This window comes from Pseudomonas sp. PSPC3-2, from assembly GCF_049897085.1.
GTDB classification, from domain to species: domain Bacteria; phylum Pseudomonadota; class Gammaproteobacteria; order Pseudomonadales; family Pseudomonadaceae; genus Aquipseudomonas; species Aquipseudomonas paraveronii.
In genome coordinates, this window is the sequence record NZ_JAFCVO010000023.1 from 1 (window position 1) to 17,091 (window position 17,091).

The 17,091-nt window shown below is 60.6% G+C and carries 12 protein-coding genes; 5 read left to right on the forward strand and 7 right to left on the reverse strand.

Translation table 11 applies throughout. The features are described 5' to 3' along the window. The coding region (locus ACP7CJ_RS26220) for a tandem-95 repeat protein (RefSeq protein ID WP_426244318.1) at positions 1–6,129 on the forward strand (6,129 nt) is incomplete at its 5' end. A 122-nt stretch (positions 6,130–6,251) separates the two neighbouring features. After that, positions 6,252–6,590 carry a tryptophan synthase subunit beta gene (locus ACP7CJ_RS26225; RefSeq protein WP_247400469.1) on the forward strand — a complete coding sequence of 113 codons (339 nt, stop codon included), beginning with the start codon at positions 6,252–6,254 and terminating at the stop codon, positions 6,588–6,590. Positions 6,591–6,634: 44 nt separating this feature from the next. On the opposite strand, the gene lapD is transcribed toward ACP7CJ_RS26225, so the two are convergent. Continuing rightward, entirely contained in the window at positions 6,635–8,593 is a 1,959-nt protein-coding gene (gene lapD / locus ACP7CJ_RS26230) for a cyclic di-GMP receptor LapD (RefSeq protein WP_276195855.1), read from the reverse strand. An 11-nt stretch (positions 8,594–8,604) separates the two neighbouring features. Next, positions 8,605–9,297, reverse strand: a complete 693-nt coding sequence (gene lapG, locus ACP7CJ_RS26235) for a cysteine protease LapG (RefSeq protein WP_276195856.1) — start codon at positions 9,295–9,297, stop codon at positions 8,605–8,607. A gap of 288 nt (positions 9,298–9,585) precedes the next feature. Between lapG and bcsQ the strand changes: the two genes are divergently transcribed. After that, the gene (bcsQ, locus tag ACP7CJ_RS26240; protein ID WP_426102683.1) at positions 9,586–10,545 is read left to right on the forward strand and encodes a cellulose biosynthesis protein BcsQ; all 960 of its coding nucleotides are present in this window, start codon (positions 9,586–9,588) and stop codon (positions 10,543–10,545) included. A gap of 241 nt (positions 10,546–10,786) precedes the next feature. On the opposite strand, the gene ACP7CJ_RS26245 is transcribed toward bcsQ, so the two are convergent. From ACP7CJ_RS26245 to ACP7CJ_RS26265, 5 genes are all read right to left on the reverse strand, one after another. Next, complete coding sequence (locus ACP7CJ_RS26245) at positions 10,787–11,974, reverse strand: methyltransferase (protein WP_426102685.1); 1,188 nt, start codon at positions 11,972–11,974, stop codon at positions 10,787–10,789. Next, positions 11,955–12,644 (reverse strand): ABC transporter permease, encoded by a 690-nt coding sequence (locus ACP7CJ_RS26250; RefSeq protein ID WP_276197883.1) that lies wholly within the window; start codon positions 12,642–12,644, stop codon positions 11,955–11,957. The genes ACP7CJ_RS26245 and ACP7CJ_RS26250 overlap by 20 nt, the downstream gene beginning before the upstream one ends. 38 nt (positions 12,645–12,682) lie before the next feature. Next, the gene (locus ACP7CJ_RS26255) at positions 12,683–13,378 is read right to left on the reverse strand and encodes an ABC transporter permease (RefSeq protein ID WP_104904104.1); all 696 of its coding nucleotides are present in this window, start codon (positions 13,376–13,378) and stop codon (positions 12,683–12,685) included. Positions 13,379–13,452: 74 nt separating this feature from the next. Then, positions 13,453–14,205 carry an ABC transporter substrate-binding protein gene (locus ACP7CJ_RS26260; protein ID WP_247405986.1) on the reverse strand — a complete coding sequence of 251 codons (753 nt, stop codon included), beginning with the start codon at positions 14,203–14,205 and terminating at the stop codon, positions 13,453–13,455. Between the two features lie 13 nt (positions 14,206–14,218). Continuing rightward, positions 14,219–14,992 (reverse strand): ABC transporter ATP-binding protein, encoded by a 774-nt coding sequence (locus ACP7CJ_RS26265; RefSeq protein WP_426102687.1) that lies wholly within the window; start codon positions 14,990–14,992, stop codon positions 14,219–14,221. 80 nt (positions 14,993–15,072) lie between these two features. On the opposite strand from ACP7CJ_RS26265, the gene ACP7CJ_RS26270 reads away from it, so the two are divergent. Then, positions 15,073–15,357, forward strand: coding sequence for a hypothetical protein (locus ACP7CJ_RS26270; RefSeq protein WP_426102689.1), 285 nt, complete (start codon positions 15,073–15,075; stop codon positions 15,355–15,357). Positions 15,358–15,545: 188 nt separating this feature from the next. Then, a complete protein-coding gene (gene gabP / locus ACP7CJ_RS26275; protein ID WP_247405981.1) occupies positions 15,546–16,937 on the forward strand; it encodes a GABA permease in 1,392 nt (463 codons plus the stop codon). The last annotated feature ends 154 nt before the right edge of the window (positions 16,938–17,091 follow it).

The window sequence follows — 17,091 nt, forward strand, 5'->3', positions numbered from 1 at the left end:
GTGAAGTCCTTCACCGTCGGCACGCCAACCAACGGCACGTTCTACACCGACGCCGCCATGACCAAACCGGTGACTGGCTCAATTGACGCGGTCAACGGCGAAGCGACCGTTTACTTCAAACCAAACGCGGACTTCAACGGCACCGCGAACTTCACTTACACCGCCACCGACGGCGGCAACGCTGACGGCAGTAGCCCGCTGACTTCGGCTCCCGCTAACGGCACCATCACCGTGACCCCGGTCAACGACGCGCCGACTGCGAGCAATGGCCACATAGAAAGCAGCGAAGACACCCCAGTCGATCTGAAATGGTCGACGTTCGGGGTCAATGATGTGGATTCCACGAACCTGAAAGTCGTCTTCACCAGCTTGCCCAACGGTGCCATCGAGTACAAAGTCGACGGTGTTTGGGTCCAGCTCAACGCAGCTGATCTGAAAACTGATACGTCGCCGGGCAAGGCTTTCAGCCAGGCCGACTTCGACAATCACAATGTGCGTTACAGCCCAGCGGCCAACGAGTCGGGTGATAGCAGCTTCGGCAACTCCGGCGTCGGTAACAAACAGGGCGATTACACCGAACTGAAATTCCAGGCTACCGATGGCCTGCTCAACAGCGGCACTCAAACCATCACCGTGGATATCCACCCGGTGACGGACGTTCCTGTCGTGACGGTCGGCTCGTTCGGTGACGTGCCAACTGGCTTGACCATTCAAACCTGGACCGGCGGGAACCTGCCTGGTGAATTGGGTACGAACGGTAATGGTGTTGTTCAGTCCAGCGATTTGATTCGGGTCATCAACGCCCAAACGCCTGGCAGCGCAGCCTCCACGGGTGTGACCGCAAACGTGAGCAACGGTAATGTGGTGGAATTCACCGCGACCAAAGTCTCTGGCCTGGTTTACCTGGAAGCCGGCAAGAGCTACAGCTTCACCGGCAGCGCCGATGACAGCCTGGCGGTTACCGTCGGCGGCAAGTTGGTGTCGACCGAGACCTGGAGCCAGGGCAGCGGTATCAACGCAACCCCCTTTACGCCGACAGAGTCGGGTTATTACACCCTCGACATCTATCACTACAACCAGAACGGCCCGGGCAACTACGACGTCAATGTCTCGATCAACAGCGGCCCGTCGATGGCGTTGGGTAGCAGCGGCGTGCAGACCTATACCAGCCTGGACGCGTTGAAAGCCGCCGGCGCGGTCTTTAACGATGCTCACGTGGTCAACGGAGAAGGCTATTACACCGGCTACGTTTACAACCACGGCCTGGAAGACAGTGCGATCAAGATCAGCCCGATCACGACCACGTTTGTCGACAATGACCAGTCGGAATCGCACAAGGTAGAAATCAGCGGCCTGCCTGCAGGCGCTGTCATTACCGACGGCGCCACGGGCCACAGCTATACCTCGACGGGTGCGACCACCCAGTACGATGTCAGCAATTGGAACCTGGGTACCTTGACCGTCACTCCGGCCAAGGATGCGACGGCCAATTTCGATCTGACTGTGACGGCAACGGCCAAAGAGTTGAGCACGCAGGTTGAAGAAGTCACGACTGGCAAGGTGAGCGTCGTGATCACTGCGGTCAACGATGCGCCAGTGGCGATCGCCACCACGGCGACCGGTGCTGAAGACCCAAGTGTCGGGATCGCGGTCAAGCTGTCCGCCACCGATGTCGATGGTCTGGCCAACGTCAAGTCGTTCAACGTCGGGGCGTCGAGCAATGGCACCTTCTACACCGATGCGGCCATGACCAAACTGGTGACCGGCGCCATTAACGCGGTCAACGGCGAAGCCACGGTTTACTTCAAACCGAACACGAACTTCAACGGCACGGCGAACTTCACCTACACCGCCACCGACAGCGGCAACGCTGACGGCAGCAACGTACTGACCTCGCCAGCGGCCAACGGCAGCATCACCGTGACTGCGGTCAACGATGCGCCGGTGGCTGTGGCGACCACCGCGACCGGTGCTGAAGATCCAAGCGTAGGCATCGCGGTCAAGCTGAGTGCGACGGACGTAGATGGCCTGACGAACGTGAAATCGTTCACTGTCGGCACGCCAACCAACGGCACCTTCTACACCGACGCAGCGATGACCAAAGCGGTGACCGGCGCTATTGACGCGGTCAACGGCGCAGCCACCGTGTACTTCAAGCCAAACGCGAACTTCAACGGCACGGCGAACTTCACCTACACCGCCACCGACAGCGGCAACGCTGACGGCAGCAACGTACTGACCTCGCCAGCGGCCAACGGCAGCATCACCGTGACTGCGGTCAACGATGCGCCGGTGGCTGTGGCGACCACCGCGACCGGTGCTGAAGATCCAAGCGTAGGCATCGCGGTCAAGCTGAGTGCGACGGACGTAGATGGCCTGACGAACGTGAAATCGTTCACTGTCGGCACGCCAACCAACGGCACCTTCTACACCGACGCAGCGATGACCAACGCGGTGACCGGCGCCATTGACGCGGTCAACGGCGCAGCCACCGTGTACTTCAAGCCAAACGCGAACTTCAACGGCACGGCGAACTTCACCTACACCGCCACCGACAGCGGCAACGCTGACGGCAGCAACGTACTGACCTCGCCAGCGGCCAACGGCAGCATCACCGTGACTGCGGTCAACGATGCGCCGGTGGCTGTGGCGACCACCGCGACCGGTGCTGAAGATCCAAGCGTAGGTATCGCGGTCAAACTGAGCGCAACCGACGTAGACGGCCTGACGAACGTGAAATCCTTCACTGTCGGCACGCCAACCAATGGCACGTTCTACACCGACGCGGCGATGACCAACGCGGTGACCGGCGCCATTAACGCGGTCAACGGCGCAGCCACCGTGTACTTCAAGCCAAACGCGAACTTCAACGGCACGGCGAACTTCACCTACACCGCCACCGACAGCGGCAACGCTGACGGCACCAACGTACTGACTTCGCCAGCGGCCAACGGCGCCATCACCGTGACTCCGGTCAACGATGCGCCGGTGGCTGAAGCCACTAGCGCGACCGGTGCTGAAGACCCAAGCGTAGGTATCGCGGTCAAACTGAGCGCAACCGACGTAGACGGCCTGACGAACGTGAAATCCTTCACTGTCGGCACGCCAACCAATGGCACGTTCTACACCGACGCGGCGATCACCAACGCGGTGACCGGCGCCATTAACGCGGTGAACGGCGCAGCCACCGTGTACTTCAAGCCAAACGCGAACTTCAACGGCACTGCGAACTTCACCTACACCGCCACCGACAGCGGCAACGCTGACGGCACCAACGTACTGACTTCGCCAGCGGCCAACGGCGCCATCACCGTGACTCCGGTCAACGATGCGCCGGTGGCTGTGGCGACCACCGCGACGGGTGCTGAAGACCCAAGCGTAGGTATCGCGGTCAAACTGAGCGCGACCGACGTAGACGGCCTGACGAACGTGAAATCCTTCACTGTCGGCACGCCAACCAATGGCACGTTCTACACCGACGCGGCGATGACCAACGCGGTGACCGGCGCCATTAACGCAGTCAACGGCGAAGCCACGGTTTACTTCAAGCCAAACGCGAACTTCAACGGCACGGCGAACTTCACCTACACCGCCACCGACAGCGGCAACGCTGACGGCACCAACGTACTGACTTCGCCAGCGGCCAACGGCGCCATCACCGTGACTCCGGTCAACGATGCGCCGGTGGCTGTGGCGACCACCGCGACCGGTGCTGAAGACCCAAGCGTAGGTATCGCGGTCAAACTGAGCGCAACCGACGTAGACGGCCTGACGAACGTGAAATCGTTCACTGTCGGCACGCCAACCAACGGCACCTTCTACACCGACGCGGCGATGACCAAAGCGGTGACCGGCGCTATTGACGCGGTCAACGGCTCAGCCACTGTGTACTTCAAGCCGAACGCGAACTTCAACGGCACGGCGAACTTCACCTACACCGCCACCGACAGCGGCAACGCTAACGGCAGCAATCCGCTGACCTCGACCCCGGCTAACGGCACTATCACCGTGACCTCGGTCAACGACGCACCGACCCTGGACCTGAGCACCGCAGACGGCTCCGTCCTCACCAGCTACAGCACGGCCTACGCCGAGCGCGGTACGGGTGGGGTAGCAATCACCGGTAGCGTAGCGATCGGTGACGTCGACAGCACCCAGATGCAAAGCGCGACCATCACCTTGAAAAACGCCAGCGCGGGCGACCAGCTCAGTTCGAGCCTGGTGACGGTGGGCGGTACTTACAAAGGCGTCACCCTGACCAGCGTCGGCACTGACGTCAGTGGCAAAATCGTCCTGACCCTGTCGGGTGCAGCTGACCCGGCCACCTACAAGTCGTTGCTTGAGTCGTTCCAGTACTCCAGCACCAGCAAGTATCCGACTACGGGTGATCGCACCGTCGAGATCTCGGTGAAGGACAACGAAGGTTCTGACAGCCTGAGTTCGTCGGTGGCGACCAGCACCATTACCGTTACGCCACAGGCTTATGTGGTGACTGAAGGCGGCGGCGCTGCCGATGTCATCGACCTGAGCAGCACCTCGGCCAACAACGTGGTGGTCGGCGACAAAGGCGGTATCGTCAATGCGGGCAGCAACTACAACATTGCCTTCATCGTCGATACCTCGGGCAGTATCGGTAGCAGTGCGATGACGTCGATCAAGACACAGCTTGCGACCGTGTTCGATACCTTGATCAGCAATGCCGGTAAGAGCGACTCGGGTATTGTGAAAGTGTTGCTGGTCGACTTCGATACTCGGGTCGAAGCGCAGGTCTCGGTCAACCTCGCCGACGCGGCCGGTGCCAAAGCTGCCTTGCAGGCTGTGTTGACTCAGATGGCGTCAAAATCGAGCGACATGACCAACTATCAGGATGCGTTCAACGCCGCCACCAACTGGTTCAAGAGCGACGAAGCCACGAGCAATGTGGGTGCAAAAAACCTGACGTACTTCGTTACCGACGGTGCGCCGAACGTGTACACCGCCGTTCAGGGCAACCCTCTCCTGGGCTCGACCGGCTGGTTCGGCTCGAATGTTTACTTTGACAGCATTGTCAAGAACTCCAACTACGTCTTGGGTCAGACCAACTCGGTCACCGCGGTAATCAATGGCAAGACGCAGGTGATTGTCGATGGAACCGGCCAGGTCTATTCCTACGATGGTTGGGGCACTAAAACTTACGAAGGCACCGTGGTTGCCAACAGCAGCGGCGGCTTTGACGTGGCGTCGGTCTATAACAACGCCAGCACCGCCATGAGCAACGCCCAGTCGGCCTACTCCGATCTGGTCAACGCGGTGCCAGGCAAGGTTGTCGTCGAGGCCATCGGTCTGGGCTCGAGCATTGATACCACTGTGCTCAAGCAGTTTGATACCGATCACACCGTCGCCACGATCGACACTGCGAAGCTGGCGGATGCCATCACCGGCCACGCGGCCGATACCGGCGCCGACACCCTCACCGGTGGTTCGGGTAACGACATTCTGTTCGGCGACCTGATCAGCTACAAAAACCTTGAAGGCAGTGCTGCACTCAAGGCGTTCGCGGCCGACAAACTGTCCACGACGGTCGACCACATTGACGACCGCACCTTGCATCAGTTCATCAGCGAGCACGTCGCCGATGTGGGTGCATTGGCCAGCGCGTCGAACATCTACGGCACTAACGATGGTGCTGACAGCCTGATCGGCAACGCCGGCAACGATATTCTGTTCGGCCAAGGCGGTAACGATGTGCTCTCCGGCGGTGCGGGTAACGACATCCTGGTAGGCGGCAAGGGCAACGACACCCTTACCGGCGGCGCGGGGGCGGATACCTTCGTGTGGCTCAAAGGGGATACCAACACCGGGACTGGCGTCGATACCATCACCGACTTCAAGCACGGTGAAGGCGATAAGTTGGACCTGTCCGATTTGCTGCAAGGCAATAACGACACCAACTTGTCCAGCTACCTGAAGTTGACCACCGACTCGTCAGGCTCGACGCTGAGTGTCAGCAGTACCGGTTCGTTCACGGCGCAGGGTGGCGGTACGGCTGATGTCACGATCAAGATCGATGGCGCGAGCTGGGGCAGTGGCAGTGCCGCAATCAACAGCCTGATCGCTGGTGGCGACCTGACCGTCAAGCATCACGACTGATCACCCTGGAGCGCCAATCTTTCGGGATTGGTGCTCCACGGGCACCAGCTTTGGGAAAATGTGTGTAATCTCTGTGGGAGCCAGGTGGGCGCCTGCAGGGATTTTTTATTGGGAGAACGCTGATGTTCTACGTGCAACGCGATCAATACAACGCTTTGGTTCGCGTCGAGGCGCAGGCCTTCGCCGAATCCACCGGGACTCTACCGGCGGATCATCAGGACATTCAGGCGTGGTTTGCCACGGATGTGATCGACAACAGCCTCAAGCAGCTCCAACAGAGCGACTCCGAGATGATTCGGGTGCTCGATGACTTGATCCAGGTGCTGACCGCCAAGGGCGTGATCCGCATCACGGACTTGCCGCCCGCCGCGCAGGTCAAGGTGATGGAGCGTACCCATGCTCGGACGGCGCTGGGCGGGTTGAGTGAGCTGATCAATGACGATGAAAGCGGTTTGATCTGAGGCGAGCGCACCTCCTTAACGGCATGAGCGTCAAGGAGGCATGATTATTCGTCGCTCCACTTCCACGGCGACGGCTCACCGACCAGTTGGCCTTGCACCCCTTCAATACCCATCTCGCGAATCACGCGTAACTCACCTTCGGTTTCCACGCGCTCGGCAATCAACGGCAAGTCAATGCTGTGGGCGGCCCGCTGGATCGCCTCGATAAAAATGCGCTTGTGGCTTTCCTGATCAATGGCTCGGATATAGCTGCCGTCGATTTTGAGGTACGCCAGGCCCAGTTTCGCCAGGTTGCCGATCATGCTGAAACGCCCACCGAAACGTTGCAGGCCAAGGCTGTATCCCAGGCTGCGCATGCGTCGGGTGAGACGCTCCAATTGGAGTTGCTCGGGCACTTGCTCTTCGCCGATCTCCAGCGTCAGGCGCGCGCCGAGTGCGGGATGTTGCGCCAATCGCTCGAACATCCGCTCCAGGGCTTGCGGGTCATTCAGGGTCGCCGCCGAGAGGTTCAATGCCACCGATTGGTTGTGCTCTGCCAGGTGCTTGATCACCAGGTCGAGCATCAGTTGGTCAAGCCGTGCCGTCCAGCCGAAGCGCTCCAGCCAGGGCAGGAAGTGCCCCGCCGCAATGGTCTGGTCCTGGTTGTCGAGCAGGCGTGAGAGCACCTTGTAGTGCAGCACCTGACGGGTATCGCTGCTACTGACCACCGGCTGGAAAAACAAGCGGAAGCGCCCTTGATTCAGGGCATCGTCGAGCAGGGTGTGCCAGCTGTGCGAGTCGTCGCTGACGGTGCCCGAGGTCTGCTGCTCCAGGCATACCCAGGTTTGGCCGCCACCGGCTTCAGCTTGGGCCAGGGCCTGGTCGGCCAGCATCAGCAGGTCTGCCGAGGCATCGCCGGGTTTGTAGGGTGCGAGCCCGATGTAGGCCACGATCGACATGTCGGTGGCGCCCGTTTCGTGCAGGCTCTGCAGGATGATTTCCAGCGCCTGGGCCAGTTGCACCGCTTCGTGACGCACCAGGCCTGGGGCAAGCACCGCGAACTCGCCGCCACGGCTGCGGGTGATCAGGTTATGGGTTTCCGGGTACTTGGCACAGGTACGCACCAGTTGCTGGCTGACGGCTTGCAGCAGTTGGTCGGTGCGTTGCCCGCCCAGGCGCTGGTTGAGACCGCCCAGGTCGTTGACCCGCAAGATCAGCAGATAGCCTGAACTGGCTTCCTCCAGGTTGCTGACCCGCGAGTTGAGCTGCATTTCGAAATAACGCCGGTTCGCCAACCCGGTCAGGCTGTCCTGATAGGACTCCACGCGCAGCTTCTCGCTGCGTTCGGTCTGTTCATTGAACAACGCCTTGAGCTTCTCGACCATCTGGTTCATGGCCTGCACCACGCGCCGCAATTCGGGGGTGCGGGGCAGGTCGGGCAGGCTGATGAATTCGCGCCGTGCAATGGCGTGGGACTGCTCGACCATATAGTCCAGCGGCTTCAACTGACGGCGCAGCAACAGTGCGCCCAGCACCGCACTCGCGGCACCGCAGAGCAGCAACCAGCCCAGGCTGCCCAGCGCGCTCTGCCAGAGTTTGGCCAGGGCAAACATCGGGTGGCTGACCACCTCGACCCGTGCCGCCTGCTGCCAGCCACGGCTGACGATCGCATCGCCGCCGGCTGGCGCGAGGCCGATCATTTTCACGAACCAGGCCGGTACGCCGCTGGCATCAGGCTCGGCGGCACGCTCCACCAGCACCTGGTTATTGCTCAGGTCCACCACGCGGATGCTCGCGTAGTAGCCACTGTCAAAGATCGAGCTGACCATCAGCTCGGTCATCGCCGGGTCATCGATGTTCGGCGTCAGCGACAGCGCCAGTGCGGTCGCCGCGTCCTGGGCGTGGGAACGCAACTGGTTGACGTACTGCGCACGCGAGCTTTCCAGGCTGACGATGAAGCTACCGCTGAAGGCAACCACTAGAAACACACAGATAGCGATCAGCAATTGTTTGAACAGTGACATCGTAGCTCCTGTTAATTACCCGAATTGGCCGGAAACCCTTCGGCGGTCATTTTTTTCAAGACATCCTGCCAGCGTGACAGGCGCTTGGTATCACCGACTTTCTTGTTGCCCGCTGCGCCGGTCAGCCACAGCCCTTCGCCGTTGAACGCGTAGACGGGCAGCAGGTCCGGACGCTGGCTGGCCGGCAGAATGGGGTCCATCAGGCTGTCCAGTACCAACGGCATGGCTTCCGGGCTTGCATAGTAGGTCAGTACCATATGCGCACGATTCTGGCGCAAGGCCTTGACGTAGGTTATGCGCAGCTTCTCGGCCGGGACACCCAAGTGACGCAGGCTGAAGTATTTGGCGATGGCATAGTCTTCACAGTCACCGGCGCCTTTCCACAGGGATTGAATGGGCGTCGCCCAATAATCAATCTCGTGCCACAGGTCGATATCTTCCTCGTAGTGCAACTGGCGGTTAAAGAACAAGTTGACCACGTTGAGTTGTTCGGTCTCGCTGACCTGCTTTTGCGTCGCCAGCAGTTGCTGCCAGGCATCGATACGCTGGCGCCCTGCGCCCAGAGGCCCGTAAAGCGCCTCGGCGCGGCGGCTGATCTGGCTGAAATCCCAATCGGCGAGCAGATTGCCCAGCAGGCCGCCACCCAGCAACAGCGTGATGGCCAGACCGTACAGGAACCGAGGGAAGTTAAAGCGTATCGCCACCGCGATTACCCGAGCTTGCAGCATTTAAGGTGTGGCAATGGTGCGGTGATACCGGGTAAAAAACAATGGCACGATGAAATCACTTTGCAGCAATTTAGCCTAATTGAGTGCCGGTAAATTGGCTGTTTTCCGCTCGTCTGAAAGGAATGCGCCAATACCATCAAAATAATGACACCTCATACCGCCTGCTACAGAATGTCGCAACGAAAGCGCCGACAAAAAGACCTGCGGTCGGCCTTATCTGCCGACCGTTAACGTCTTTGATTGCGCCGTGAAGGAGCTCTGGCCATGAGTCGTACCGATGATCTATTTGCCCTGTGCGGCAATAGCCGGCCCCGCGACCCCAAGGGGCGAAACGCACGGCTGCATTTTTTCGGCACCCTTCCGTTCGATGATGGCACCCGCCTGAACCAGAAAGACGGCTCGCGCTTTTCCACCCATGCGCCATCGGCCTATGAGCAACCCCAGCCTTACGACTTGAGCGCACCGTGCCCTACAGTGGTGGCACTGGTCTCGGTCAATGGCGGCGTCGGCCGCAGTACCTTGGTCACGGCGTTGAGCAGCGGCTTGCAGCGCCTGGGCGAGTCGGTGGTGGCGCTGGACCTCGACCCTCAAAACGCGTTGCGCCAGCACTTCGGCGTGGACCCTGAACTCCTTGGCGTCGGCCGTGCCAGCTTGCTCAACACGCGATGGGAGACCCTCCTGCAAGCAGGGTTCGCCGGTTGCCAGGTGATTCCCTTTGGGAACACCGGCATCCAGCAGAAGGACAACCTGCAGGGTTGGCTCACGCGCGAACCGAAGTGGCTGGCACAGCACCTGTCGACGTTGGGGTTAAGTGAACGACAGATCATGCTCATCGATACCCCGGCCGGCGATAACGTTTATCTGCATCAAGCGTTGAGCGTGGCTGATTTCGTGTTGGTCATCGTTCAGCCGAATGCCGCCTGTCTCGGTACGCTGGACCAATTGGACGCCGTGCTGGCGGGTTACCTTGAGCGTGAGCGCCCGCCACAACGCCTCTACGTAATCAATCAATTGGATGAGCGCTCGGCGTTCAGCCTGGACATGGTTGACGCATTCAAACTGCGCCTGGGCGACCGTCCGTTGGAAGTCGTGCATCGCGAACCGTCGATCAGCGAAGCGCTGGCCTTTGCGACGGACCCCTTGGATAAACTCGCGGCGAGCGTGGCCTGCGACGATATCAACGCCCTGTGCCGGTTATTGATCGCGCGGAAAAAGGCCCGCTAAATCACCCTTTATGCGCTTAACGCCAAATGCTTATGCACAATCGGCAGGTTGGCAGCGCCCCGGAACCGGCCCTGGGTGGAGCCATTCTCAACACGCTGCAACTGCCTGTTTTGCGTGCGTTTTATTCTGTGAACAAAAAATGACCAATGTGGCGTTTTGCCTGTAGCGCAGACGTTTAAATCCTCGGTAAAGATTTCATCAACAGAGTTATCCACAGGGCGAGTGCAGAAAAAGCCGCCCCTTAATCGCGCTCAGCCAGCACCATAAGGTTGCGCGGGGTCAGCGTGGTTTCGCAGAAGCTGCCTACTTCAACCTTGTAGCCTTGTTCGCGCAGAAACAGTGCCCGATCCAGCACCAACCACAGCTCCAGCGGGCGCCGAAACAACCCTCGCAGCAGTTCCAGGTTTCTGACCTCGGCCAAGCGCCGCCACCCGTGCGCCTCCAGCGCTGCCCAATCCTGCTCGCCTGTGGATAACCCTTTGAGGCTGGCCAACTCGCGGCAATAGTCGGCAAAGGGTTTATCCAGCCAACTGGCAGGCAAGGAAGGCGTGGGCAAGTACGTGTCGCAATGGCGCAATTGGCGCTGCAGGTGATCGAAACCCAGGCGCCTGGCCATGGACGTATCCCGTTGCTGGCGTACCCGCTTGCCGGCGGTGACGGTTTCGCTGAGGGGCAGACCCAGGTCATCGACCGATAACTGCAACGCCGAAGCGCGGCCTGCGCCCGACAGCGGCTGGTAGCGGTCGGCGTGGATGCGGTTGTAGCAGCACGGCGCCAGCGCCAGTTGCTTGCAGCCGGCAGCGCTGGCCAGTTGCAGCAGGCGCACGTGCAGGTCACCGCAGGCGTGCAGGGCGACGGGGGTGTGTGCGGCGCTGAGCGTTACATCGGCCAGCACGTCTTGCCGGCGATGGGTGACCGGCAATTGATGGTGGTCGCTCAAGGCTTGGCCGGAGCTGATCAGGGCCGGATCGTATTCCAGGCAGGTCAGCTGTTGCCCGGTGTGCAGCAGGCGGCGGCCGAGGTGGCCTTTGCCGGCGCACCAGTCCAGCCAGTGCCTGGGTGTTTGCGCGAACCGCAGGGCGGCGCCGAACGCTTCGATCTGTTGCCACTTGCGGCCGGGCACATCGACGTTCAGGCGGTGGCGGGCGGGTGCCAGGGGCTGGGTCGGTAACTTATCCACAGCGCTGAGACGCAGCGCTTGCGCGGCCAGTTGTGGAAAAGGCGCGGGGGCGGGCAGCTCGTGGGGCTGGTTGTGGCTGCTTTCCGCGTCGGCCAGCGAGCGCCGGCGCAGCCACTGGGCGAGCTCGGGGTGTTGGTGTTCCCAGGGTAGCTGGCGATGCGTGAAGGGCCGCGGTCGCCACAGCCCCTGGTGCTCGGTGAGGAACGCATCCAGCGCCTGGAAACGCGCTTCAACGTCCCTGGCAGGCATCGACTCGCAGCCAGCGTTCCAGCAGTTTGAAGCCGCGCACCAGTACGTAGGCCATCAGCAGGTAGAACAGCCCGGCGGCGAAGAAGATCTCCACCGGCAGGTACGTGCGCGCAATGATGGTGCGCGCCATGCCGGTCAGTTCCAGCAGCGTCACGGTGCTGGCCAGGGCGCTGGCCTTGAGCATCAGGATCACTTCGTTGCTGTAGGCCGGCAGGCCGATGCGCGAGGCGCGCGGCAGGATGATGTAGAACAGCGTCTTCGGCTTGGACATGCCCAAGGCCCGCGCTGCTTCGATTTCACCCGGCGGGATGGCCTGGATCGCACCGCGCAGGATCTCGGCGATATAGGCGGCAGTGTGCAGGGTCATGGTGGCGGTGGCGCACCAGAACGGATCGCGCAGGTATTGCCACATGAAGCTGTTACGCACCGCATCGAACTGCGCCAGGCCGTAGTAGACCAGGAACAACTGCACCAGCAACGGCGTGCCGCGAAAGAAGAAAATGTAGCAATAGGGCAGGGTACGCACGTACCAGCGGCGCGAAGAGCGGGCGATGCCCAGCGGGATCGCCAGCAGCAGGCCGGCAATCACCGCGATAGCCACCAACTCAAGGGTGAGGGTCGCGCCCTGGGCCAGTTTGGGCAGCCATTTGATGATCACGGCCCAGTTCAGGCCCAGGTCGAAATGGGACAGCCAGCTATAGTCGCCGCTCATTGGGTGCTCCTTGCAAAGCCACGACTGGCGCGTTTTTCCAGGAAGTGCATGCCGGTCATGGCCAGCACGGTGAGGCCCAGGTACATGAACGCCGCCACCATGAAGAAGGTGAACGGCTGCTTGGTCACGGTCACACCGATCTGCGCATGGCGCATGATTTCTTCAAGACCGATCACCGATACCAGCGCGGTGTCTTTCATCAGGATCATGAACAGGTTGCCCAGGCCCGGCAGGGCAATGCGCCACATCTGCGGCATGATCAAGCGGGTGAAGATGCGAAATTTCGACAGGCCCAATGCCACACCGGCTTCGCGGTGGCCCTTGGGAATGGCGAGGATCGCGCCACGGAACACTTCCGTGGCGTAAGCGCCAAAGCACAGGCCCAGGGCGATAACCCCGGCGGCAAAAGCGCTGAGAGACAGGTCGGGGTTACCGAAAAACTCCCCGAGGGCACGCATCAGGTTGACCGTGCCGAAGTAAATCAGCAGCACCCACAACAGTTCGGGAATACCGCGAACGAGGGTCGAGTAAGCCCCGCCCAGCCATTGCAACGGCTTGTACGGGGAAGTCTTGGCCAAAGCGCCGGCCAGGCCGAGTACCAGCCCCAGGCACAGGGCCGTGAGCGCCAGCTTGACGGTCATCAGCGCGCCAGCGGCGAGCGCCGGGCCGAATCCGTAGAGATCGAAATTCATGGTGTTTTCATATCGCGGCAGGCAAGGCTGAAAGCCAGCGCGCCCCTGGGAGCGCGCCGGGCATACCGTTCAGATCATTCGATGCTGAAAGGGAAGTACTTGTCGTTGATCTTCTTGTAGGTGCCGTCGGCCTTGATCTCTGCCAGGGCTTTGTTCAGGCGTTCGCGCAGCGGGTCGCCTTTGCGCACGGCGATACCGATTTTGTCGCTCTCGACCACCGGGTCGCCCTTGAACTCGTAGGCGGAACCGTCTTTGCTCTTGAGCCATTCGTACTGCACGTACTTGTCGGCGAGGATGCCGTCCAGGCGACCGGATGTGAGGTCGAGGTAGGCGTTTTCCTGGGTGTCGTAGAGCTTGGCGGTGGTGTCAGGCAGCTTGTCTTCCAGGTAGGTACCGGCCAACGTTGCGCGTTGTGCGCCGATAATCTTGCCCTTCAGGTAATCCGCGTCGGGCTTGAAGTCTGCTGTGGCTTTCGGCGCGATGAACTGCAGCTTGTTGGAGTAGTACGGGTCGGTGAAGTCGACGGCTTGTTTGCGTTCGTCGGTGATCGACAGCGAGGACACCAGGAAGTCGAACTTCTTGGCGTTCAGCGCTGGGATGATGCCGTCCCAGTCCGACACATACACTTCGCACTTCTCGACTTTCATCTTGGCGCAGAGGGCGTCGCCGATGTCTTTGTCGAAGCCGACGACGTTGCCGCTGGCATCTTTATTGTTGAACGGCGGGTAGGCCGCTTCGATCCCCATTTTCAGGGTTTCTGCCATGGCCGTGGCGCTGAACGCCATCGAAACGGCCGCGGCCAGAAGGAATTTTTTATAGTTCTGCATGCAGGTTGCTCCGTTAGCGGTTGCTGGACATGAATTGTTTGCAGCGCGCCGAAAGCGGGTTGTCAAACACCTGCTGTGGCGATCCTTCCTCTTCGACCAGGCCCTGGTGCAGGAACACCACTTCACTGGACACCTGGCGGGCGAAGCCCATTTCATGGGTGACCAGCAGCATGGTGCGGCCTTCTTCGGCCAGCGCGCGGATCACATTAAGTACTTCCTGGACCATTTCCGGGTCAAGGGCCGAGGTGGGCTCGTCGAACAGGATGACTTTGGGCTGCATCGCCAGGGTGCGCGCGATGGCCGCCCGTTGCTGCTGGCCGCCGGACAGTTGCGCGGGGTAGGCGTGGCGCTTGTCGCTGATGCCGACCTTGGCCAGCAGGGCTTCGGCCACTTCGATGGCTTCGGCCTTGCTCTGGCCGAGTACACGGCGTGGGGCCTCGATGATGTTGTCGAGGATGCTCATGTGCGGCCACAGGTTAAAGTTTTGAAACACAAACCCGATTTCGCTGCGCAGGCGGTTGATCTGCTTGCCGTCGGCGGCCATCAACTCGCCGTTCTTCGCCGCCTTGAGCTTGAGCTCTTCGCCGGCCACCAGGATCTGCCCCTGGTGCGGGTTTTCCAGCAGGTTGATGCAACGCAGGAATGTGGACTTGCCGGAGCCGGAGGAACCCAGGATCGAGATCACATCGCCATCGCGAGCGGTCAGCGAGATACCTTTGAGTACCTCCAGCTCACCATAGCGTTTATGCAAGTTGCGGATTTCAAGCGCGGGCGCGGCCAGAGCCATGTGCGGTCCTCATTGTGTTCGTTGCGTTCCTGCTGTTGGGTTGCCTTCCTGGCGAGGCGCCAAGCTAGCATAGCGTTTGGATGGCAGCCAACAGCGCGGCGGATGGTCAACAGGTGGTCTGCGGCAGGGTGTCGCATCGGCACAGCAGCGTGTCGCGCCAGCAACAACCGAACAGCCGTTTGAACCTGAAAATCCCGCAGGCTTCGCGTGAAAAAGGGCGCGATGGTGCCAGCTTTGGGCGGGTGTTGGAAGGGTTAACCGGGCAAACGGCACTCCTTGGCCCTCTTATGGGGCGTTACGTACTTTTTGTGTGTATTTATGGTGCGCTCGCCGGGGTGAAAGTGGGTCGCTCGGTAACGCTATAGCGGAATGCCATGATTCTCAATGACTTGCGAGGTCTGTTGAATCGTCCTACAGCCCGCGTCAATTGCGGATCTGTAATATTTTGGCGCAAATATTGCGTAAAAAATAAAGAACGCCCCGTTTGTTTCTTTTCACGAGGAAGGCACACACCGGGCGGATCGTTTTCGCAATTCCTCGTAAAGGTGTGTCAATGAGTAGTACGCAAAGCTCCAATGACCTCGAACAGGGGCTCAAACCGCGTCACGTCACCATGCTCTCGATTGCCGGCGTCATTGGTGCCGGTTTGTTTGTCGGCTCCGGCCACGCGATTGCTGCCGCCGGCCCTGCGGTACTGCTGGCCTATGCCGCTGCCGGCGCGCTGGTGGTATTGGTGATGCGCATGTTGGCCGAGATGGCCGTGGCGTCACCGGACACCGGTTCGTTCTCTACCTACGCTGATCGGGCGATCGGGCACTGGGCCGGTTTCACCATCGGCTGGCTGTACTGGTGGTTCTGGGTGCTGGTGATTCCATTGGAAGCCAACGCCGCCGCGACCATTCTTAATGCCTGGTTCCCCAACGTGGCCATCTGGGCGTTTACCCTGATCATCACCTTGCTGCTGACGGCGACCAACCTGTTCAGCGTGAAGCACTACGGTGAGTTCGAGTTCTGGTTTGCGCTGATCAAAGTCGTGGCGATCGTCGGCTTTGTGATCCTCGGCCTGCTGGCGATCTTCGGCTTCCTGCCGAACAGCCAGGTCAGCGGTGTCTCTCACCTTTTCGACACCCAGGGCTTCATGCCGAACGGCATGGGCGCGGTCCTGGCGGCGATCCTGACCACCATGTTCTCGTTCATGGGCACCGAGATTGTCACCATCGCTGCCGCTGAGTCGAAGGACCCGGGCCAGCAAATCACCAAGGCCACCAACTCGGTGATCTGGCGGATTGGTTTGTTCTACCTGCTGTCGATCTTCATCGTGGTGTCCCTGGTGCCTTGGAACGATCCGACCCTGGCTGCCGTAGGTTCCTACCAGACCGTGCTGGAAGGCATGGGCATCCCGAATGCCAAGCTGATCGTCGATCTGGTGGTCTTGGTTGCCGTGACCAGCTGCCTCAACTCGGCGCTGTACACCGCCTCGCGCATGCTGTTCTCCCTGGGCCGTCGTGGTGATGCACCCGCCGTGGCCAAGCGCACCAACAAAAGCGGCACGCCTTACTGGGCGGTGATGCTGTCCACGGGCGCAGCGTTCCTGGCGGTCTTCGCCAACTACGTGGCGCCGGCGGCAGTGTTTGAATTCCTGCTGGCCAGTTCCGGTGCCATCGCGTTGCTGGTTTACCTGGTGATCGCGGTGTCGCAACTGCGCATGCGTCAGAAACGTATTGCGGCGGGCGAGACGCTTGTCTTCAAGATGTGGCTGTTCCCAGGCCTCACCTACGCGGTGATGGTGTTCATCGTTGGTACGCTGACCATCATGCTGTTCCAGGAAGCCCATCGGGTCGAGATCATCGCGACCGGGGTCCTGAGCTTGCTGGTGGTGGCGGCGGGGCTGTTCGTTTCGAGCCGTCGCAAGGCACAGAGAGTCGGCGCTGCGGTGCTGAATTGATGTGATGGAAGGCGGTGCTTGATTGCGCCGAAGTTCAAATGTGGGAGGGGGCTTGCCCCCGATAGCGGTGTATCAGTCAATTAGATGTCGACTGACACACCGGAATCGGGGGCAAGCCCCCTCCCACATTTTTTTTGCGTCAGTCTTGAAGTCG

What these genes read in the sequence shown, in the direction of transcription:
- bcsQ (WP_426102683.1), top strand. Translation starts at nt 9,586, where the DNA reads ATGAGTCGTACCGATGATCTATTTGCCCTGTGCGGCAATAGCCGGCCC.
- ACP7CJ_RS26260 (WP_247405986.1), bottom strand. Translation starts at nt 14,205, where the DNA reads ATGCAGAACTATAAAAAATTCCTTCTGGCCGCGGCCGTTTCGATGGCG.
- ACP7CJ_RS26255 (WP_104904104.1), bottom strand. Translation starts at nt 13,378, where the DNA reads ATGAATTTCGATCTCTACGGATTCGGCCCGGCGCTCGCCGCTGGCGCG.
- gabP (WP_247405981.1), top strand. Translation starts at nt 15,546, where the DNA reads ATGAGTAGTACGCAAAGCTCCAATGACCTCGAACAGGGGCTCAAACCG.
- lapD (WP_276195855.1), bottom strand. Translation starts at nt 8,593, where the DNA reads ATGTCACTGTTCAAACAATTGCTGATCGCTATCTGTGTGTTTCTAGTG.
- ACP7CJ_RS26245 (WP_426102685.1), bottom strand. Translation starts at nt 11,974, where the DNA reads ATGCCTGCCAGGGACGTTGAAGCGCGTTTCCAGGCGCTGGATGCGTTC.
- ACP7CJ_RS26270 (WP_426102689.1), top strand. Translation starts at nt 15,073, where the DNA reads ATGGCAGCCAACAGCGCGGCGGATGGTCAACAGGTGGTCTGCGGCAGG.
- ACP7CJ_RS26265 (WP_426102687.1), bottom strand. Translation starts at nt 14,992, where the DNA reads ATGGCTCTGGCCGCGCCCGCGCTTGAAATCCGCAACTTGCATAAACGC.
- ACP7CJ_RS26225 (WP_247400469.1), top strand. Translation starts at nt 6,252, where the DNA reads ATGTTCTACGTGCAACGCGATCAATACAACGCTTTGGTTCGCGTCGAG.